The sequence below is a fragment of the Congregibacter variabilis genome, from assembly GCF_045689235.1.
Taxonomy (GTDB): domain Bacteria; phylum Pseudomonadota; class Gammaproteobacteria; order Pseudomonadales; family Halieaceae; genus Congregibacter; species Congregibacter variabilis.
On the sequence record NZ_CP136864.1, the window covers coordinates 2100591 to 2121080 of the forward strand.

Annotated in this window: 21 protein-coding genes; 7 read left to right on the plus strand and 14 right to left on the minus strand. The window is 56.0% G+C overall.

Annotated elements, in window-relative coordinates:
* Positions 1 to 61: 61 nt before the first annotated feature.
* The 12 genes from tolB to R0135_RS09280 all read right to left on the minus strand — a co-directional run bounded on the left by tolB (position 62) and on the right by R0135_RS09280 (position 9669).
* Positions 62 to 1348, minus strand: a complete 1287-nt coding sequence (gene tolB, locus R0135_RS09225; protein ID WP_407346529.1) for a Tol-Pal system beta propeller repeat protein TolB — start codon at positions 1346 to 1348, stop codon at positions 62 to 64.
* Positions 1348 to 2115 (minus strand): cell envelope integrity protein TolA, encoded by a 768-nt coding sequence (gene tolA, locus R0135_RS09230; protein ID WP_407346530.1) that lies wholly within the window; start codon positions 2113 to 2115, stop codon positions 1348 to 1350. The genes tolB and tolA overlap by 1 nt, the downstream gene beginning before the upstream one ends.
* On the minus strand, positions 2112 to 2534 hold the full coding sequence (gene tolR, locus R0135_RS09235; RefSeq protein WP_407346531.1) for a protein TolR: 423 nt from the start codon (positions 2532 to 2534) through the stop codon (positions 2112 to 2114). Before tolR ends, tolA begins: the two co-directional genes overlap by 4 nt.
* Entirely contained in the window at positions 2534 to 3247 is a 714-nt protein-coding gene (tolQ, locus tag R0135_RS09240) for a protein TolQ (RefSeq protein ID WP_407349898.1), read from the minus strand. The genes tolR and tolQ overlap by 1 nt, the downstream gene beginning before the upstream one ends.
* 12 nt (positions 3248 to 3259) lie before the next feature.
* The gene (gene ybgC / locus R0135_RS09245; RefSeq protein ID WP_407346532.1) at positions 3260 to 3685 is read right to left on the minus strand and encodes a tol-pal system-associated acyl-CoA thioesterase; all 426 of its coding nucleotides are present in this window, start codon (positions 3683 to 3685) and stop codon (positions 3260 to 3262) included.
* A complete protein-coding gene (ruvB, locus tag R0135_RS09250; protein WP_407346533.1) occupies positions 3678 to 4748 on the minus strand; it encodes a Holliday junction branch migration DNA helicase RuvB in 1071 nt (356 codons plus the stop codon). The genes ybgC and ruvB overlap by 8 nt, the downstream gene beginning before the upstream one ends.
* A gap of 41 nt (positions 4749 to 4789) precedes the next feature.
* Entirely contained in the window at positions 4790 to 5401 is a 612-nt protein-coding gene (gene ruvA / locus R0135_RS09255) for a Holliday junction branch migration protein RuvA (RefSeq protein ID WP_407346534.1), read from the minus strand.
* 18 nt (positions 5402 to 5419) lie between these two features.
* Positions 5420 to 5938 (minus strand): crossover junction endodeoxyribonuclease RuvC, encoded by a 519-nt coding sequence (gene ruvC / locus R0135_RS09260; RefSeq protein ID WP_407346535.1) that lies wholly within the window; start codon positions 5936 to 5938, stop codon positions 5420 to 5422.
* A 71-nt stretch (positions 5939 to 6009) separates the two neighbouring features.
* Complete coding sequence (locus R0135_RS09265) at positions 6010 to 6756, minus strand: YebC/PmpR family DNA-binding transcriptional regulator (RefSeq protein WP_407346536.1); 747 nt, start codon at positions 6754 to 6756, stop codon at positions 6010 to 6012.
* Positions 6757 to 6843: 87 nt separating this feature from the next.
* Complete coding sequence (gene aspS, locus R0135_RS09270; protein ID WP_407346537.1) at positions 6844 to 8625, minus strand: aspartate--tRNA ligase; 1782 nt, start codon at positions 8623 to 8625, stop codon at positions 6844 to 6846.
* Positions 8626 to 8660: 35 nt separating this feature from the next.
* Entirely contained in the window at positions 8661 to 8996 is a 336-nt protein-coding gene (locus tag R0135_RS09275) for an FmdB family zinc ribbon protein (protein ID WP_407346538.1), read from the minus strand.
* A 253-nt stretch (positions 8997 to 9249) separates the two neighbouring features.
* A complete protein-coding gene (locus R0135_RS09280) occupies positions 9250 to 9669 on the minus strand; it encodes an HU family DNA-binding protein (protein ID WP_009024686.1) in 420 nt (139 codons plus the stop codon).
* 445 nt (positions 9670 to 10114) lie between these two features.
* On the opposite strand from R0135_RS09280, the gene R0135_RS09285 reads away from it, so the two are divergent.
* From R0135_RS09285 to R0135_RS09305, 5 genes are all read left to right on the plus strand, one after another.
* Positions 10115 to 11830, plus strand: coding sequence for a proline--tRNA ligase (locus R0135_RS09285; protein WP_407346539.1), 1716 nt, complete (start codon positions 10115 to 10117; stop codon positions 11828 to 11830).
* A 10-nt stretch (positions 11831 to 11840) separates the two neighbouring features.
* Positions 11841 to 12440, plus strand: coding sequence for a lytic transglycosylase domain-containing protein (locus R0135_RS09290; protein ID WP_407349899.1), 600 nt, complete (start codon positions 11841 to 11843; stop codon positions 12438 to 12440).
* A gap of 76 nt (positions 12441 to 12516) precedes the next feature.
* Positions 12517 to 13362 (plus strand): helix-turn-helix transcriptional regulator, encoded by an 846-nt coding sequence (locus R0135_RS09295; protein ID WP_407346540.1) that lies wholly within the window; start codon positions 12517 to 12519, stop codon positions 13360 to 13362.
* Positions 13363 to 13458: 96 nt separating this feature from the next.
* Positions 13459 to 14805: a glutamine synthetase family protein gene (locus tag R0135_RS09300; RefSeq protein ID WP_407346541.1), complete on the plus strand. Its 1347-nt coding sequence runs from the start codon at positions 13459 to 13461 to the stop codon at positions 14803 to 14805.
* A gap of 19 nt (positions 14806 to 14824) precedes the next feature.
* The gene (locus tag R0135_RS09305; RefSeq protein WP_407346542.1) at positions 14825 to 15697 is read left to right on the plus strand and encodes an endonuclease/exonuclease/phosphatase family protein; all 873 of its coding nucleotides are present in this window, start codon (positions 14825 to 14827) and stop codon (positions 15695 to 15697) included.
* On the opposite strand, the gene R0135_RS09310 is transcribed toward R0135_RS09305, so the two are convergent.
* Complete coding sequence (locus R0135_RS09310; protein WP_407346543.1) at positions 15639 to 16982, minus strand: MATE family efflux transporter; 1344 nt, start codon at positions 16980 to 16982, stop codon at positions 15639 to 15641. The genes R0135_RS09305 and R0135_RS09310 overlap by 59 nt on opposite strands.
* A gap of 78 nt (positions 16983 to 17060) precedes the next feature.
* Between R0135_RS09310 and R0135_RS09315 the strand changes: the two genes are divergently transcribed.
* Positions 17061 to 18239 carry a fatty acid desaturase gene (locus R0135_RS09315; RefSeq protein ID WP_407346544.1) on the plus strand — a complete coding sequence of 393 codons (1179 nt, stop codon included), beginning with the start codon at positions 17061 to 17063 and terminating at the stop codon, positions 18237 to 18239.
* 88 nt (positions 18240 to 18327) lie between these two features.
* On the plus strand, positions 18328 to 18810 hold the full coding sequence (locus tag R0135_RS09320) for a glutathione peroxidase (RefSeq protein WP_407346545.1): 483 nt from the start codon (positions 18328 to 18330) through the stop codon (positions 18808 to 18810).
* Between the two features lie 56 nt (positions 18811 to 18866).
* Here R0135_RS09320 and R0135_RS09325 read toward each other — a convergent pair whose 3' ends face one another.
* A complete protein-coding gene (locus R0135_RS09325) occupies positions 18867 to 20486 on the minus strand; it encodes a peptide chain release factor 3 (protein WP_407346546.1) in 1620 nt (539 codons plus the stop codon).
* Positions 20487 to 20490 lie beyond the last annotated feature (4 nt).

A 20490-nucleotide genomic window follows, 5' to 3' on the forward strand; every position in this document is an offset into this window, starting at 1 on the left:
CTTCAAAAAATCGTATATTAGAACGTGGTTTTTAAAACAATTGTCGTTAAAACAACTGCCATTAGAACTGCATGTAAGGTGACCAGGCTGGCTCGCGAACATCACCGCTACGGGCCGGCAACCTGAACTTGACGCCGCCGTCGACCGACACCGCTGACAGAATGCCACGATCACCAAACTTGGTTGCGTACAATACCATGGAACCATTGGGTGCGATACTTGGACTTTCATCCAAATCTGTATTCGTAAGGACCTGAAGACGATTGCTCACCAGGTCATGAATAGCGATTTGAAACTCCCCTTCCCGCTGGTGGACCAGCACAACATTGCGACCGTCCTGAGCGACTCGGGCCCGGGCGTTGTAGTTGCCCTCAAAGGTCACGCGTTCGGTCAAACCGCTGCGCAAATCGTAGCGATAAATCTGTGGACGGCCGCCGCGATCAGAGGTAAACAAAAAAGACCGCCCATCGGGCATCCAGCTCGGCTCAGTGTCGATGGCATAGTGTCGGGTCACCCGAGTAAGTCGTCGACTCGCCATATCCATAAGATAAATATCCGGACTACCGTCTTTGGACAGCACCATCGCCATGGAATTGCCATCCGGTGACCAGGCGGGAGAACTGTTAAGCCCGCGGAAGTTGGTCAATTGCTCCCGCTCACCCGTGGCCAGAACCTGCCGAAAAATGGCCGGCCGACCGGTCTCAAAGGACACATAAGCCACCTGCTTGCCATCCGGCGCCCAGCTGGGAGACATGATGGGCTCTCGCGACTCCAGCAACACAATGGGCCGCGCACCATCGGAGTCCGCAAGGGTCAATCGGTAGTAGTCTTTGCCCGTAGGATTACGCGTCACCGACACGTAGATCAAACGCGTGGCAAAAGCGCCGGGAATACCGGTGAGCTTTTCGTACACGGCATCTGACACACGGTGTGCAAGCATTCGCGCCTCTGAGGCGGGACCTGCTAGGACCCCCTCGGAAATGCGGGTCTGGCGCAGCACATCGTAAAGCTCGTAGCGCAAAGACAGTTGATCGCCCTCGGCGGAAGCCCGCCCAATCAACACGTATTCGCTGGCGATCGCCCGCCAGTCACGATAGAACACTTCTTCTTCGCGACTGGGAAAGCCCAGCATATCGGCGCGATTGACCGGAGAGAATTGTCCGCTGCGCTCAAAGTCCTCCTGGACCACCTGTGCCATATCAACCGGGGCATTGCCCCCACCGTCCCAGGCAAAAGGCACAACCGCCACTGGCGTCGGATCATCAACTCCCTGGGTGATTTCAATAACAAGCTGGGCTTTAGCCAGCGGCGCAAGGAGCAGCAGAGATAGAACAATTAATCGGAACATCAGTAACGCAGATCCTCAGGTCTAAACAGTAACTGGAAGCGGCGAAAGGTTTTCTCAAATTCGCGGCCTGGTAAGTTTTTAAGCTCGGGAAAACTCCCGGCTTTTTCGACAGCATTCATGGCAGATCGATCAAAGGCGACGCTACCGCTGGAACGGATAACACTAACAGAAACAATCTCGCCGGTAGGTACCAGCTGTATCGCCAAAAGAGCCTCCATGCCGTTGCGGGCACTGGGAGGACGGCTCCAATAGTTCACCACGGTGTCGCGTATGAGCGCCGCGTAGCTCGTAGACATCTCCTCCGCGGTCACGGCCACCTGCGTAGTGTCTTCGGCTGCCATGGCAGCAGCAAGTTCCCGCCGACTGATCGCCGCAAGTTCCTCGGCGCTTATTCGCTCTTCGATTTTAGGCTCGACTTTGGGCTTGACCGCAGGCGCCTTACTGGGCGAGCTCGTCGCTTTGGGTGGCGCTTTAGCGCTTGCGGCTGCGGTGGTGTTGGCTGGTGTCTTTCTGGCGGGCTTTGGGGCCGCCTTGGCCGCGGGCTTGGGTGCCTGTTTGCGCACCTGCTTTTTGGGCTTCAGAGACGCCGCATCTATTAAGGTGGCATTAATCGCGGTCGGCGGCAGTACTCGTGCCTCGATGGTACGTGGATCACTATCAGCCTGAAAACGTAGCAAAATCGCCGCGAGCAACAGCAAGTGCAATGCCAGTGTGCCGGCTATGGGCAATAAGGTCAGTTGCCCGAGGCTGTACCAGTCTCGAATCACCGAGGGTCCTCGGTCACCAGCCCCACTCCCGGGGCACCTGCTTCTTGTAACGCTGCCATGAGCCCTACCACCTCACCATAAGCGACGGCTTTATCACCCCACACCAGCACAGGCTTGGTGGGGCTGCGACGAATAACCGCGCCAACGCGTTGTTGCACTGTCGCCAGAGATAAAACCTGATCCTCCTGGCCACCCACGTTCAAAAACAACTGCCCCTGGGCGTTAATAGAAACGATCAGAGGCTCTGCATCCTGATTATCCACCGGCTCTGTCTTGGCCTGGGGCAATTCAACCTTAACGCCCTGCATGAGCATCGGCGCTGTGACCATGAATATGATCAACAACACCAGCATCACGTCGATGTAAGGAACAACGTTGATCTCGGCCATGGGCCGAAAACGGGCGCGTCTGCGAGACATTACTGCTTAGCCTCTCGCTGCCGGGACTTCAGAGCGTAGGCCTGGCGACCGAGAATGCTCGAAAACTCATCGACAAAAGTATCGTAGCGCTTGCCATAGACATCGACCTTGGAGGCGAAGCGGTTGTATGCCATCACAGCAGGAATCGCGGCAAACAGCCCCATGGCTGTGGCCACAAGCGCCTCGGAGATACCCGGCGCCACTGTGGCGAGGGTCGCCTGTGACGTATTCGCCAGGCCCCGAAAGGAGTTCATGATTCCCCACACGGTGCCAAACAGGCCGACATAGGGGCTGGTAGAACCCACCGTCGCTAAAAAGGGCAGATGCTGCTCCAGACGCTCTTCCTCGCGCATCATCGCTACGCGCATGGCCCGACGGGCGCCTTCCAGCATGGCTTCGGCATCCATATCGGCTTGCTGGGCCAGTCGAGAGAACTCCTTAAAGCCGGCGCGAAACACACCCTCTACGCCAATAATTACCTCGCCATCGGCCGCCCGCTCATTACCCTCGCGATACAGCTGCGCCAGATCGACGCCGGACCAAAAATGCTCCTCGAAATCCAGCATCTCAGCACCCGCGCTGCGAAAGTACAGGAAGCGCTGAAAAATCATGTACCAGGAGGTGACGGATGCTGCCATCAGCAGGGCCATAACCAGTTTTACTGTGACCCCGGCATCCAATACCAGGTCAACGATGCTTAGTTCATCCAAGATAGTTCGTCCAAGTCATTCTCTGGGGGGATTGTGCGCGGCGCGCAGTGTATCAAGCATCGCTTTGGGGATGCGACGCGGCGCCAGCGATTGCGGGTTAACACAGGCAAGCGAGACGCTCGCGTCCACGAGCAGATCAGCGCCGCGACGGACGCATTGCTTAAGTTTTAAAGACGCCCCACCCACCGCGGTCAGCGCCGCAGTGGCCTGTAGCTGGTCATCCAAAAGCGCTGGACGGTGATAATTCACAGACAGGTCACTCACTACGAACATCAAGTCGCCGTTAAAAATTGCGGCCCGGTCCATACCTAAAGATCGCATGAATTCTGTGCGAGCGCGCTCTATGTACTTGAGATAGTTCACGTAGTAGACAATGCCACCCGCATCCGTGTCTTCGATGTAGACCCGAAGGGGCAAGGAAAATTCCCTCAGCTCACTCATCTGAACCCAGGGGCAAGATGCCCTGGCCCTCGTTAGATAGCCCTGTCGGGCGGCCATCGCTGGGCATGGGCACGCCAAAATGCTGGTAGGCAAGGCGCGTCACCATGCGACCCCGGGGAGTGCGAATCATGTAGCCTTGCTGTATCAGGAATGGCTCCAACACATCTTCGATGGTGCCTCGCTCCTCAGATAAGGCGGCAGCAAGACTGTCTACACCCACGGGGCCACCATCAAACTTTTCGATCATGGCCAACAGCAGCCGCCGGTCCAGGTGATCAAAGCCCTTGGCATCGACACTCAGCAGATCCAGTGCGCGATCAGCGATATCAAGGTCTACCGTGCCATCGCCTTTGACCTCGGCGTAATCACGCACCCGCCGCAACAGGCGGTTAGCGATGCGCGGCGTGCCCCGGGAACGCCGGGCGATTTCTTTCGCACCGGCCTCATCCATGGGTATACCCAGAATTCGCGCCGAGCGCGCAACAATCACTGCCAGGTCATCAACCGCATAGAACTCCAGCCTTTGAACAATGCCAAAACGATCTCGAAGCGGTGAAGTAAGCAGGCCTGCTCTGGTGGTAGCACCGACCAGAGTGAAGGGTGGCAAATCCAACTTGATGGAGCGTGCCGCAGGACCCTCACCGATCATGATGTCCAGCTGATAGTCCTCCATCGCTGGATAAAGAATCTCTTCAACGAAGGGGCTAAGGCGGTGAATTTCATCGATAAACAGAACATCACCCGGCTCGAGATTGGTCATCAGAGCCGCGATATCGCCCGCCTTCTCCAACACCGGACCCGAGGTGGTCTTTAAGGAAACGCCCATCTCATTGGCAATTATGCTCGCCAGCGTCGTCTTACCCAGACCCGGGGGACCAAATATCAGCGTATGGTCCAAAGGCTCTTCGCGGCCCTTGGCCGCCGCAAGGAAAATCTCCATCTGCTCCCGAGCCACGGGCTGACCAATGTATTCCTCCAGCGTCTTGGGACGCACGGCGCGATCCAGAGCATCCTCGTTCGCTGTCGTGGGGGCAGGAGCAATCAGCCGATCTGTCTCAATCATGCGCGTTTTGTCACTATTTTGGCTGCGATTATGTCAGCATTCTAGCTATTGCGAACCGTAGAACGGAGCGCAAGACGGATAAGTTCTTCACTGTCAGTTATGTCGTCGCTGTCCACCCGGGCCACCAGACGCGCAGCCTCTGCGGGCTTGTATCCCAAAGACACCAAAGCATCTTCGGCGTCACTGAGCTTATCCGACGTAGGCAATGTTAAGGTCATGCCACTGCCGGTCTCGGTGATTTTATCGAGCCACCCCGACAGGCGGTCACGCATTTCAATAAGCAGGCGCTCGGCGGTTTTTTTACCAACCCCGGGCAAAGCAACCAATGCCGTGAGGTCGTCCGCATGCACGGCGCGGGCGAAGCTGTCACTGTCCATACCAGAAAGAATGGTGAGCGCCAGCTTGGGGCCGACACCACTGACCTTGATCAAATGCCGAAACAACTCCCGATCACGTTCGCTCACAAAGCCATAGAGTGTCTGTGCGTCCTCGCGAACCGCATGATGCGTTAAGAGCGTCACCGAGTCGCCCAGGGCCGGGAGCTGAAACAGCGTCGTCATAGGCACCTGAACCTCATAGCCCACGCCGGCAACGTCAACCAGTATTTCCGGCGGCTGTTTGTGCAGCAATGTCCCTGAAATTCGACCGATCACTTAAATATTCCTCACTGGTTAGCGCATACGACCGCGACGGATCGCTGTGGCACCTGCAACACGCACGAGTCCATCTCGGGTGTGGGCATGACAAAGGGCCGCCGCAAGAGCATCTGCTGCATCTTCCTGTGGCTGTCCCGGAAGATTAAGCAAGGCTTTGACCATGTGCTGGACCTGGGCTTTATCGGCGGCGCCCGTGCCGACCACAGATTGCTTTATCTGTCTGGCGGAGTACTCACTGACGTCCATGCCCCGAATCACGCAGGGGACAATCGCAGCGCCCCGAGCCTGACCCAGTTTGAGCGCTGCATCGGCGCTCTTGGCCATAAAAACCTGCTCTACCGAGAGCTCGGTGGGGCCGTGGAGTTCCACCAGCTCAGCCACACTCTCGGCGATAATCCGAAGCCGCTCCGGCAGAGCACCCTTGGGCAAGCGAATCACACCACTGGTGATGTAACTGTTTTTGCCATTGAGTGTGCTGATAATACCGAAGCCGGTCTTTTGAGAGCCGGGATCAATACCCAGAATGATTGCCATGAGCTGCGCTCAACTGGTCGCTATACGGAAACCCTATGATATGTATAAACATACAGTGTTTCCAGCAAAGATCAGGACATTGCTTCGAGCACCTCATCGGGAATGTCGACGTTGGAGTACACGTTCTGAACGTCGTCGAGCTCTTCGAGTGCGTCAATAAGACCTATAACTGTCTCTGCACCACCGGCATCAACAGGGACCGTGGTCGAGGCAATCATGGTGACTTCACCCTCGGCAGGCTCCAGGCCAGCCGCTTCCATAGCGTTTTTTACGCCAGAGAGATCTTCCCAGGCGGTGGTCACCTCGATAGAGCCGTCATCCGCCGTCTCAACATCCTCAGCGCCAGCCTCGAGAGCCGCTTCCATAACCTGATCTTCGTCAGCGCCCGGTGCAAAGCTAATCTGCCCCTTGCGCTCAAACAGATACGCGACCGATCCATCCGTACCTAAATTACCACCACGCTTACTAAAGGCGTGGCGTACTTCGGCCACGGTACGATTGCGGTTATCCGTCATGACTTCCACCAACACCGCCACGCCACCGGGGGCATAGCCTTCGTAGGTCAGCTCTTCGACATCGTCCGCTTCGTTATTACCCGCGCCCCGGGCAATCGCCCGATCGATGGTATCGCGGGTCATGTTTGAGCCAAGCGCTTTATCTACCGCAGCGCGCAGACGGGGATTGTCCTCGGGCAGGGGACCGCCCTGCTTCGCCGCAACAACCAACTCACGAATGAGCTTGGTAAACATTTTGCCGCGCTTGGCATCCTGGGCAGCCTTGCGGTGCTTGATATTGGCCCATTTACTATGTCCGGCCATCAGCGACTCTCCTTTGTTCTTTTTGCACTACGCAGAATCTGCGGCACATGGCGCAGACTCTCCGCAGAAGACCGAGCCCGTTATGACTCAGCTATCGCCTTCTTTCTTTTCTGGCTCTCGCAAACGAATATGCAGATCACGCAGCTGGGCAGACCCTACGGTGCCCGGGGCCTCGGTCATCACACAGGCGGCGGTTTGCGTCTTCGGAAATGCAATCACATCGCGAATTGAAGCAGAGCCGGTCATGAGCATCACGATGCGATCAAGGCCAAAGGCCAGGCCTCCATGAGGCGGCGCGCCGTACTTGAGAGCATCGAGCAAGAACCCAAACTTCTCCCGCGCTTCTTCCCGGGCAATCCCCAGAATATCGAAGACCGCTTCCTGGGTTTCGAGGTTGTGAATACGGACACTACCGCCACCGAGCTCCGTGCCGTTCAAAACCATGTCATAGGCCCGCGACAGTGCTTCGCCGGGATGCTGGCTCAAGGTGGCCAGATCACAGGCAGGCGCGGTAAATGGATGGTGTAAAGGCGTCCATCCGCCGTTGCCATCTTCTTCAAACATGGGGAAGTCCACCACCCAAAGCGGTGCCCAACCTTCGCTAACCAGACCCTGATCGGTGCCGACCTTGATGCGCAGGGCACCCAAAGCCTCGTTGACGATACCGGCGCGATCGGCCCCAAAGAAGATGATGTCGCCATTAGCGGCTTCAAGACGCTCCATCATCTGCGAAACGACATCGTCGGGCATAAACTTGAGAATCGGTGACTGGAGACCTTCAATACCTGCCGCCAAATCATTGACCTTGATCCAGGCCAAACCGCGCGCGCCGTAATTGCCCACGTAGCGCGTGTAATCGTCGATCTCTTTACGCGAAATCGAAGCACCGCCGGGCACTCGCAGCGCTGCCACGCGACCCAGGGGGTCATCAGCCGGGCCTCTGAAGACCTTAAAGTCCACCTGTTGCATCAAATCATCAACAGAGACCAGCTCCAGGGGAATACGCAAATCAGGCTTATCGGAACCGAAACGCTCCATGGCTTCGGCCCAGGTCATATGCGGAAAGCTTGGCAGTTCCACATCAAGCACAGACTGGAACAGGCCCCGCACCATGCGCTCGGTGATTTCCATGATCGCCGCCTCGTCAAGAAACGAGGTCTCGATATCGATCTGTGTGAATTCAGGCTGGCGGTCGGCACGGAGATCTTCATCACGGAAGCACTTGGCTATCTGGTAATAACGATCAAAGCCAGAAACCATTAACAACTGCTTAAAAAGCTGCGGCGACTGCGGCAGCGCAAAAAACTGCCCGGGATGGGTTCTGCTGGGTACCAGATAATCCCTGGCCCCCTCGGGCGTAGCGCGGGTCAAAATGGGCGTCTCGATATCCAAAAAGCCCTCTTCGTGCAGGAAGCGACGCACGGCATCAGTTACCTGCGAACGCAAACGCAGCCGCTGCTGCATCTCGGGACGCCTCAGATCCATGTAGCGATAGCGCAGACGAACCTCTTCACCAACAGAAGTGTGCTCATCGAGCTGAAAAGGCGGCGTAGCGGCGGTATTGAGAACCTCGATTTCCTTGCCCAGGACCTCGATTTCACCGGTATCCATGCTCGGATTCACCGTAGCATCACTGCGTGCGCGCACTCGACCCGTTACTTTGAGCACATACTCACTGCGCACACGATCCGCGGTCGCAAAGTGCTCCTCGGTATCTGGGTCAAAAACCACCTGAACGATTCCCTCGCGATCACGGAGATCCAGGAAGATCACCCCGCCGTGGTCTCGGCGCCGGTCCACCCAGCCACAGAGTGTTACGGTCTCGTCGATATTGGCACTTCGTAGAAGGCCGCAGTTATGACTGCGCATGGTGGTTCCTATTCAAGGGTTGATGCTGCAAATGTTCAGGCGGCAGGACTGCCACTACTGGTATCGGATTTGGATGGTTTAGCTGCGGAGCTGTCTTTCTTGTCGCCGCCCTTATCCCCGCCCATATCGCCGCTTTTGTCGCCACCGGGCTTGTCTGAGGCGCTATCACCGGCCAGGTTCTTCTTGTTCCCGCTTTTGAAGTCCGTTTCATACCAACCGCTACCGGCAAGCCGAAAAGCGGCTGCGGAGACTTTCTTTCGTAGAGTTGACTTGCCACAGGCGGGACACTCCGTCAGCGGTGGATCGCTGATCTTCCTGAGGGCTTCATGAAGCGCCCCGCATTCGGTGCACTGATATTCATATATGGGCATAGTAGTAATCCTGCCGACACCTGGGCGCTATAACCTCTGGTCGGAGCCGTCTGAAGGCGCTAGCGCTTACGCAAGAGCCATTTCTAAAAGCGGCGCGGATTCTACCTCAGCTCGCGAAGCGAACCAATGGGAGAACGTCAACCCTGAAATCTCGGATGACGCTAAAAAGACGAGCCCGCCCGACGCCCAGGACGTCGAACGGTCTCAGATTACAAAGAGCGGCGCCTCATAGAGACGCCGGCCCCATCCTTTATCAGGACTGGGCAAACTCCTTCATCTTCTTCAGCGGACGAACCTTCACAGCTACGCTGGCTGGCTTCGCCTTGAACATAGTCTCTTCACCGGTGAAGGGGTTAATGCCCTTGCGCGCCTTGACCGCAGGCTTCTTCACAGTGGTGATTTTCATCAGACCCGGCAGCGTGAATTCGCCAACCGCACGCTTCTTAACACTGCGCTCGATGAGTGTTTCAAGCTCAGCCATAACGTCACCGACCTGCTTTTTGGACAGGCCTGTGCTCTCAGCAATGCTGGCCAGGACCTGAGTCTTGGTCATCTTTTCTTTGAGCGCGGGGGCTGGCTTTTTAACGGGAGCTGCGGCTTTCTTGGCAGGTGCCTTTTTGGCTACTGCTTTTTTCTTTGCCGGAGCTTTCTTAGCTGCTTTACGTGTCGCCATGTTTATGAACCTTCCTTACGGGATAACCGTTTTATGTTTCACAACACGACGCGTTTTCTACCGGGGTCCAGAAGCCATGAAGTGGATCGGCAACCAAACTGCGATTACTGATGCACCCCGCGACAGGAGCTTTGCCAGAAAAAACGTCGCGTTTCTCCATTTAATGACCTGGGTATACAAGCCATGATTTCCTCTACAACAGATTCTTATGGACAAGCCAAAAATACTGCATATGTAGCGTCGATCACGACTCAGTGCCATGTATAAATGACTCGACACTACAATACAAGCGTTTATCGCAAGCTAGCGCAAAAAAACCCTATATTTTTAGGTATTCTCGCAAAAGACAGCTCCAAATTACCCACAAGACCGACGATTCGTATCTGTACCGCCGGCGCGTTGCGACTTACACTCCCCTCCCATCAAAGGAACAAGGAAAATCCCCATGCGCAGTAGCGAGTTTCTTATCACTACGCACAAAGAAACCCCGGCAGATGCAGAGATCATCAGTCACCGACTAATGCTGCGCGCCGGGCTCATACGAAAGCTATCTTCGGGTCTGTATACCTGGATGCCCCTGGGGCTTAAGGTCCTGCGCAAAGTTGAGCGCGTGGTCCGCGAAGAAATGGACGCCGCTGGCGCCCTGGAACTTGCTATGTCCATGGTTCAGCCGGCAGAGCTGTGGCAGGAATCTGGTCGCTGGGAACAGTATGGACCGGAGTTACTGCGCATACAGGATCGCCACAATCGCGATTTTTGCCTTGGCCCTACACACGAAGAAGTCATTACGGACATCGTGCGCAACGAAATCAGCAGCTATAAACAGTTGCCACTCAATCTCTACCAGATTCAAAACAAGGTTCGCGACGAAATACGCCCACGCTTTGGCATCATGCGCGCACGGGAGTTTCTGATGAAGGACGCCTACTCCTTCCACAGCGATCAGGCTTCGCTGGAAGACACCTACCAGATCATGCATCGTGCCTACAGCACCATTTTTGAACGCCTCGGTCTGGATTTCCGCCCGGTTATGGCCGATAGCGGAAGCATTGGAGGCAATACTTCCCACGAATTCCATGTACTGGCTGATTCCGGTGAAGACGCCATCGCATTTAGCGATAGTAGCGACTACGCGGCCAATATTGAGCGCGCAGAGACCCTGGACCAAAGTGACCAACGCCCCCAGGCGTCCATAGCGCTGGGCAAAACCCCAACGCCCGGCGTCAAAACCATTGCAGATCTTTGCGCAGCGCTGAATATTCAGGCACAGCACACCGTAAAAACTCTCATTGTAGAAGCTGCCGAGGGCGGACTTGTCGCTCTGGTGCTGCGGGGCGATCACGAGCTCAACACCATCAAGGCAGAGAAGCATCCTCTGGTTGCGTCGCCGCTGCGCATGGCAACAGAAGAAGAGGCCACTTCGGCCTGTGGCGCAGGCTTTGGCTCCATCGGGCCGGTGGGTCTTTCTATCGCCATAGTTGCCGACTACGCGGCAGCGGCTTGCGCCGATTTTTACTGCGGGGCAAATAGCCCCGAGGAACACTACGAAGGCGCAAATTGGGACCGGGACATCAGCAGCTATGAGCGTGCCGACCTGCGTAGCGTGGTCACCGGCGACCCCAGCCCCGACGGCCAGGGCACGCTGCAGATACGCCGGGGCATCGAGGTGGGTCACATCTTTCAGCTCGGCACCAAATACAGCGAGGCAATGAATGCCAAGGTACTGGACGAGAACGGTCGCAATGTGACCATCAGCATGGGCTGCTACGGTATCGGGGTCAGCCGCATCGTCGCATCTGCCATTGAGCAAAATCATGACGAGCGAGGCATCATTTGGCCCGGTGCAATGGCGCCCTTCCAGCTGGCGATCGTGCCCTTGAACATGCATAAGTCCGCCGCCGTTGCCGAAGCCGCCGAGGCTTTGCATGCACAGTGCCTGGAACAGGGCATAGAAGTGCTCATGGATGATCGCAACGAGCGCCCGGGCGTCAAGTTCGCGGACATGGAGCTTCTTGGTATACCCCACCGCGTGGTAATTGGTGATCGCTCTTTAGCCGAGGGAGAGGTTGAATATCAGGGTCGGCGGGACAGCGAAGCGCAGCGCGTAGCTCTGGCGGATGCCCTGAACTTTGTGACTCGCCAGTTAGCGCAAGAGGCCTGAGATCCCGCGCCTGGTGTTAAAACACACGCTCTTGGTCCTGCTGCTCCTGGCAGCAGGCAATCTCGCGGCCCAGGGTCCCGAGTCTCTTGAGAGCATGGAGCGTGAAGCGCTGCGGCAGTTTCTTGAGTCGAACATCGCAGCGAGCAGCAGCTTTGATGATCGTTTTGATGCCGAAGTCTGGCTGGTTGATATGAGTGCCCGGCTAGCGCGCTTGCTACCTGATACCCAAGCGAGACTAGAGCTTTTGCGACAAATTCATGCAGCGGCAACTCGCAGCGCACTCTCTCCGGAACTTGTATTGGCTGTGATCGAGGTCGAAAGTCATTTTGACCGCTTCGCGGTATCGCGCGCAGGCGCCCAGGGCCTTATGCAGGTCATGCCATTTTGGAAAAACGAAATCGGCCGCCCAAACGACAATCTCACGGACAACCTCACTAATCTCGATTACGGCTGTCGTATCCTGCAGTTTTACCTACGCCGCGAGGATGGCGTTCTGGCTCGAGCGCTGGCGGCGTACAACGGTAGTAGTGGCAAACGGGTCTACAGCGACAAAGTCGAGCGAGCCTGGCGGGAGCGCTGGCGAACCAATGATCTGGACTGGCGTGAGTGACGGTTTGACATGGCAGCGCGCCCACAACACACTCTCGATTCCCTTAAAAAAAACAAGCTGCAGCGACCCGTCTGGCATGAGCACACTGACATTACTAAGTGAGTGGAATCGCGATCTCGCCCGAGCCGTCGGGGCATTGGGTCGAGATGACTTTTTTGCCGCGGTGATCGCCGCAGTACGCGCACGAGTCCCTATCGCCTACCCACAATTCTGGCTGTATCACCGGGACCTTCCCCCCAGCGTGCTCTACCATGAAATCCCGCCGGCGGCGGTCGCCTCCCAGATAGACGCTTACCTTGAAGGGCCCTATCGCGAAGACCCGTTTTTCCAGGCATCCATCGACCGACCAAAGAACCGCATTTACCTGCTCTCGCGGCTCACTGCAGGACGTCTCGAGTCATCCAGCTACTACAATGATTACTATGCCGACACAGGCACCGTTGACGAAGCCATATTCCTGTCCCAGCTCCAGGGCGGCAGTGTGATCAACCTGTCCATGATGCGGCTGCCTGAGCATGGCCCATTCAGCGAAGATGAGTATCAGCTGCTTTATTCACTTGCCGAGCCGATCTCGGAGCTCCTGCGCATACATAGTGAATTTGATGCGTTTGCGGTAGAGAACCTCATCCAACCCGGTATAGACCATCAGATTGATCTGGCCTTTCGCACTTTTGGCACCTCGCTACTCTCGCCACGCGAAAAAGGCGTACTGGAGCTAATGCTTCGGGGCTACGGCACTGACACCACAGCAGACCGATTATCCATCGCCAGAGAAACAGTTCGCCGCCATCGCAAAAGCATTTATCGTAAATTGGACGTTAACTCCCAAACCGATTTGTTCTCGCTATTTTTGAACACCATGTCCTGTCTGGGAGAAGCAGCAGGCGACGATCCATTAAAAATTTATATGGGACCAGCGTAGTTTAGAGCGAAACCTGACCAAAGCGGGGCATTGCCTGATGTGCCAGAGATAGGAATAGTGCGCGCTGGGGACTTTTAACACAGGATTTTTTGGTTTATGGCGCTGGAAGTAGACTGGTTCCTGCGCGCGTATCCGCAAGTGTCGATGATTGAAGCGCTGCTGCCTGACAGTAATGGCGTTCTCAGGGGTAAATGGCTCCCAAGGAACAAGCTCGCCAAGGTCTATAAAGGCGAACTGAAGTTCCCCAAGACCGCCCTCTCTCTCGATATCTGGGGTCGCGATGTAGAAGAGCTGGTGTTCGCCACCGGTGACGAGGACGGCGTGTGCCTCCCCGTTGAGGGCTCCCTGTTGCCCACGCCCTGGTCTCCCCGGGGACGTCACGGTCAGCTAATGCTCACCATGTTCCGACCAGGTGGAGGTGGCTATCTGGGCGATCCCAGACAAGTTCTCAAGCGTGTTGTGTCCCGCTACCACGCCAGGGGATGGCGCCCGGTAGTCGCAGCAGAGCTGGAATTCAGCCTTATTAAATGGGACGGCAAACATCCCCAGCACAGTGGCGAGAAGCCTTATCGAGGCGAACCCATTGGCGGCAATCTCTACGGCCTGGATGTACTGCAGCAGAATCATGCGATGCTCGAACAAATTCATCGTGCCTGTCAGCTCCAAAGCCTGCCCTTTGACGGTGTTGTCAAAGAATCCGCACCATCGCAGTACGAAATCAACATGCAGCACGTGGACAACCCCGTACTGGCAGCCCGTCAAATCCTGATGATGAAGCACGCCATCAAGGAAATTGCGCAGCAGCATGGACTGGTGGCGAGTTTTATGCCGAAACCCTTTGCCGACGAGGCGGGCAATGGGCTTCACGTACATTGCAGTGTTATCGATCGCGACGGCAAGAACGTGTTTGACGATGGAACTGAGTTTGGAACCCCAAAGTTACGTCACGCCATCGGCGGCTGCCTTCAGCATATGGCGGACTCCTTCGCCATTTTCGCGCCGAGTTTTAACGCCTACCGCCGCTTCCAGAAAGGCAGTCATGCGCCGACCACAGCAAACTGGGGTTATGAGAATCGCACGGTAGCGCTTCGGGTACCCGCGGGCAGCAGTAAGGCCCGCCGCCTGGAGCATCGGGTCGCGGGTGCCGACGCCAACCCCTATCTGGTGTTTGCGGTGATTCTTGCCGCCGCCCTGGACGGCATCGAACGTAATCTCACCCCCAAGGCGCCCATTAGTGGCGACGGCTATAGCCAGCTCGATGCGCAGGAACTCCCGATCTACATGCAGGACGCGCTTCGCCTGTTTGGCGAATCCAGCTTTATCAGCACGGCGCTTGGGCCAGAAATGCAACGTAACTTTGGGCTTACAAAGGCGCAGGAGCTCGCAGAGTTTCAGCGTCACATCACCAGCCTCGAATACCACGCCTACGTAGAGAAGCTATAGCCAACGGTATACTGGGAAGATGATTCTCAGGCTTTTGACGCTAATACCTTTCGCTCTTTTTGCCAGCCCGACCATAGCGAGCGTACCTGGCGATGAACCCATTACGCGCCACAACATCGCCGCTTGCGCTCAGGCATTGCAGACACAGGCTACTGCCTCTTTGCAGGACTTCCCTCAGCCCCTGCGCCTGAGAAGCTGGAACGTGATGAAATTTGATCTCCCCGGGGCCCGGGAGGAACTCCAGCGCATGTCTCACAATGCAGATCTGGTGTTTCTTCAGGAGTCTCCACGCGGCACCGGGAGAGCCCCAGAGACACAGAAGTATCGCTACTTTAGCCCGGGTTATTCGCGAGGGCGCGAGGCCAGCGGCGTAGAAATCCGCAGCAAAATACCCGCAGACCTGGTATGCCAATTCACGTTTACCGAACCCTGGCTCAGGACCCCAAAAGCGGTCAGCGCAGTACGCTTGCCGTTTCGCAAAAGCGCCCTACTCCTCATTAACCTACACGCCATCAATTTCACGTTCACCGCCAGGCACTACCGAAAGAATCTGGCTGAGTTATCCCAGCTTGTGCAGACGCATCAAGGCCCGATAATTGTGGCGGGCGATTTTAATCACTGGAACAGCTGGCGCGCCCTTGCTTTGCGAAGCTGGGCGCGCACCCTCGACCTTGCCGAAGTCGACTTTGATCCCGATTGGCGCAGCAAACATCTGGGTGCACACGTCGATACGATTTTTATCAGAGGGTTGAGCGCCATTGCCAGTGCGGCGCTACCGACTACCCGCTCAGATCACCACGCGATAATGGCAAGCATCGTATTGCTTGAGGAGCCTAAAGATTCAGCGGCGGATAATCTCGTTGCAGACGGCGCACCAGCGCCAAGGCACTGAACAAACCCAGTACGCCAAAGAGTGAGGCGCCCAGCGCTTCGCCAATCATCAGCCCGCGAGCGCCATACAGCGAGGCGCCCAGATAGGCCGCAGGAACAACTCCCAAGAATACCTTGGCATAGTTAAACAAGGTGGCCAGGTAAGCCCGACCCAGATTGTTAAAACTGGCATTGGCGACGAATAACAGACCATTAAAGGCAAAAGCCCCCACCAGAAAATAGATGTAAAACCGCAGTAGATCCGCGGCAAGCGCACTGACAGTAAACTTTGCGACAAGGAAGTCCTGTGCAAGCCAAAGTATCAGCCAGGCAACTGCGACATAGGCCACAACAAACTTGGAAGCATCCAACAAAGTTTGCCTCACCCGATCGTAGCGCCGCGCCCCGGCGTTCTGGCCAACAATCGGGCCCACCGCGCCGGACACTGCAAAAACCACCGCAAACGCCAGAGGTGCCAAACGCCCCATGACGGCAGATGCCGCTACTGCGCTGTCACCAAACTGGGACATCATGCGTAACACCAGACTGTTACCCAGCGGTGTAGCAAGATTTGTGAGTACCGCGGGAATGGCTATAACCATGATCGCCGGGGCATCAGACATCACCATCCGCGGTGATACCCGGGTCGCAAGACGATGCCGCGCAAAAAGCACATACCCCGCATAGGCAACAACGACGACGCGAGAGGCCACAGATGCCCAGGCCGCCCCTTCAATGCCCAGCCCAAAATAAAAAATTAAAATAGGGTCCAGCAATGCATTGGTTCCGGCTCCCGCCAGCGTGGCGTACATACTGTGGCGCGCATCCCCCACCGCACGCAGCCCTGCAGACAGGCTCATACCCAACACCAACAAAGGCACCGCGGGGATCTGAATCCGGCTATATGCCAAGGCATAATTAAGGGTATCGCCGGAGGCACCCAGCAGCTGCAGTAACTCTGGCAGCTGTATCCAGACAAAGGCCGCCACCAAGCCCACACTCAGAGCATTAAACCAGAGCACCGAGCTGCAGTAGCGCCCCGCCAAAGGCCGATCCCGATTACCCTCAGCCCGAGCCACCAGTGCACCCAGGGCAATTTGCAGCCCGATACCCAGCGACAGTAAAAAAAACAGCAATGCCCCGGCAAAGCCCACTGCCGCGACCAAACGCTGCTCACCCAAAAGAGTGAGAAAAAACATGTCCACAACATCCACGGTGAACATGGCGATGAGCCCCACGGACGACGTGCCGGTCATTACCAGCACATGGCGCATGGTGGATCCGCTAAGAAAGACCGGACCGCTCAAGATAAGACTTTTTTAAAGGTCAAGACTTCGTCCGTCGATCCCGTTAAAATCGCGGCTCGTAATTTAGGCAACTGCATAATGACAGTACAATCTCCAAAACCGCCATTGATCCGAGTCAATGCCGTGATCTTCATTGGGTTTCCCATTCTGGCAGCTATTTTACTGCCAATATGGGGCGTTTATGCCGGATTAACGGCTACTCAATGGGTCTGGGCCGTGGTGTTTCTGTACCTTAACGGCCTCTCCATAACCGGTGGCTATCATCGCCTATGGTCCCACAAAGCCTACGATGCTCACTGGAGCGTTCGTCTCTGGTTCGCTCTGTGGGGCGCCGGAGCCCTGCAAAACAGCATCCTGATCTGGGCCGCTGACCATCGTCGTCATCATCGCCATGTTGACGATAACGAGTCGGACCCTTATTCCGCGGGTCGTGGCCTCTGGTTCAGCCACATGGGCTGGATGCTCCGAGAGTATGCCACTCATGGAGAGGATTTCAGCAATGCGCAGGATTTAATGCGTGATCCCATCGTCATGTGGCAGCACAAGCACTACGTTGCCATCACCACTTTCATGAATCTGGGCCTGCCGATCCTTCTGGGTCTGGCGCTCGGTGATGTGATTGGTACGGTGCTTCTGGTAGGGCTGCTGCGTCTGGTGGTGAATCATCACGTTACGTTCTTTATTAACTCTCTCGCGCACTTTTGGGGAACACGCCCGTACACCGAAGAAAACAGCGCTCGCGATAACGGCTTTCTGGCTTTCCTCACCTATGGAGAGGGATACCACAACTACCATCACATCTTTCAGAAAGACTATCGCAACGGTATTCGCTGGTATCAGTGGGATCCCACCAAATGGATGATTGGAGCTCTGGAGAAACTGGGACTGGCGAGCAGTCTCCAGCGGGTACCGGATTTTCGCATTCAACGCGCTTTGCTCGACATGCAATTCAAACGGGCACAGGATCTGGCCACAGGTCGCGGCGAGCCTGCTTTATCGGCTATTTTGGAACGGGAATACCAGATCTTTACGGATTCGGTAAACCAATGGAAAAAACTGCAGTCTGAACGCTACGAGCATCATCGGGAGCAAATTGAAGGTGCCATGGTCGAGCGTTATCAACAACTCCAGCACCGCTGGGAGCAGGCGACTCTGCGGGGGCAGTTCCGGGAGTTGGAGTTCTCCTTGCGGGTCCAGCGTAAGCGCCTGCAGATGCTGGTCAGTCAATGGCAGCTACAGCCCCTGGGCGCCGCTTAGTCGATAGCCCAGCGGGGACATGTATTTACATTAGTTACATTCATTCAAAAGTGGCTCGCGGTATGAGACACAGCGACGAGGTTTCTTTATGAGCGATGGCATTTACGGCTTTGCGCCGCGCGACAGCAAAGGCAGTGAGACGTCCCTGGAAGACTATCGGGGGCAGGTACTGCTAATCGTTAATACCGCGTCAAAGTGTGGCTTTACGCCACAGTTTGCCGGCCTCGAATCGGTGTATGAAGAATACAAAGATCAGGGATTCACTATTTTGGGATTTCCCTGCAACCAGTTCGGAAGTCAGGACCCCGGTAGCAACGATGAGATCATGGAGTTTTGCCAGTTGAACTACGGCGTTAGCTTCCCGATGTTCGGAAAAATTGACGTTAATGGAGACGATACCGACCCCCTGTTCAAACATTTAAAGCAGGCTGCTCCCGGTGCTCTGGGTAGTCAGCGCATCAAATGGAACTTCACCAAGTTTCTGGTTAATCGGGCAGGAGATGTCGTGAAGCGTTACGCGCCTACCACCAAGCCCGAGGCCATAGCGGCAGACATCAAGGCGCTGCTCTAGGCGCTGTTCCAGGCCCTTTGCCGGGCCGCTCCAAACACCGCGCCGCGATTCCGGTGTTAATGCTCCCGCGTAGCGCGGAACTGAATATCTGGCCAGCGTTCTTCCATAAGAGACAGATTGACTCGCGTGGGTGCCAGATAACTCAGAAAGCCACCGCCATCGATGGATAACTGATCGGCGGCCTTTTTGCGAAACTCTTCAAGTTTACGTTCATCATCGCAATACACCCAGCGCGCTGTGTATACGTTAACTGGCTCATAAACCGCCTCTACCTTGTACTCGTCCTTCAAGCGATAAGCGACCACGTCAAACTGCAACTGTCCTACCGCCCCAACAATCAGATCGGTTGAACTGATCGGCGCAAAGACCTGTGTTGATCCCTCTTCAGACAACTGCTGCAAGCCTTTTTGCAGCTGCTTGGACTTCATGGGGTCGCGAAGCCGAATCCGTCGAAACAGCTCCGGGGCAAAATGCGGAATGCCGGTAAAACCCAGGTTCTCACCGTCCGTAAAGGTATCGCCGATTTGAATTGTGCCGTGATTGTGCAAACCGATGATATCCCCGGCAATTGCCTCTTCGACGAGCACTCGCTCTCCTGCTTTAAAGGTCACCGCGTCGGCAATTTTCACTTCCTTGGCCATGCGTACGTGGCGCATTTTCATGCCTTTCTCATAACGCCCTGAGCACACGCGCATAAAAGCAATACGATCTCGATGCCTGGGATCCATGTTTGCCTGAATCTTGAACACAAAGCCCGTGAAAGAATTCTCGCCCGCCTCAACCAGCCGTTCATTGCTACCTCGACCCTGAGGCGGCGGCGCCCACTGGACAAAGTCATCCAGCATTTCGCGCACGCCGAAGTTACCAAGGGCGGTGCCAAAAAAAACCGGGGAGAGTTTGCCCGCAAGAAACTCCTCCAGTTCAAACTCGTGACTGGCCCCTTTAACCAGCTCAATCTCGTCCACAAAACTGTCGTACTCATCACCTAACAGCGCCCGAGCCTCCTCAGACGCCAGACCTTGTATGCGGATGTCAGGTGGCAGTACCGCGTTATGCCCCCGCTCAAAGCAATGCAGAGTATCGGTGTACAGGTTGTACACACCCTGAAAGTGTTCACCCATACCCATGGGCCAGTTCACCGGGGCTGCGGCGATTCCCAGAACTTCTTCGATCTCGTCCAGCAGCTCAATGGGATCGCGGGTGGGCCGATCAAGTTTGTTTACAAAGCTGATAATCGGCGTGTCCCGAAGTCGACACACGTTCATCAACTTGATCGTGCGATCCTCAACACCCTTGGCGCCATCAATAACCATCAGCGCCGAATCCACCGCGGTTAGGGTTCGATAAGTGTCCTCAGAGAAGTCCTCGTGCCCCGGGGTATCCAGGAGATTGACGACCCGATCTCGGTAAGGAAACTGCATGACGGAGGAAGTCACTGAGATTCCCCGTTCCTGCTCCATGCTCATCCAGTCGGAGGTGGCGTGAGGGCCTTTCTTGCCTTTGACGCTGCCGGCAATGGCGATAGCGTTTCCCAACAGCAATAGCTTCTCGGTAATCGTCGTTTTACCCGCATCCGGGTGCGAGATAATCGCGAAGGTACGTCGCTGGGCGACTTTCGTCGCAAGGTTTGCCACCTTGGCGTTGCTGCCAGTATCTGTAGGCTTGGCGTCGGTCATGCGG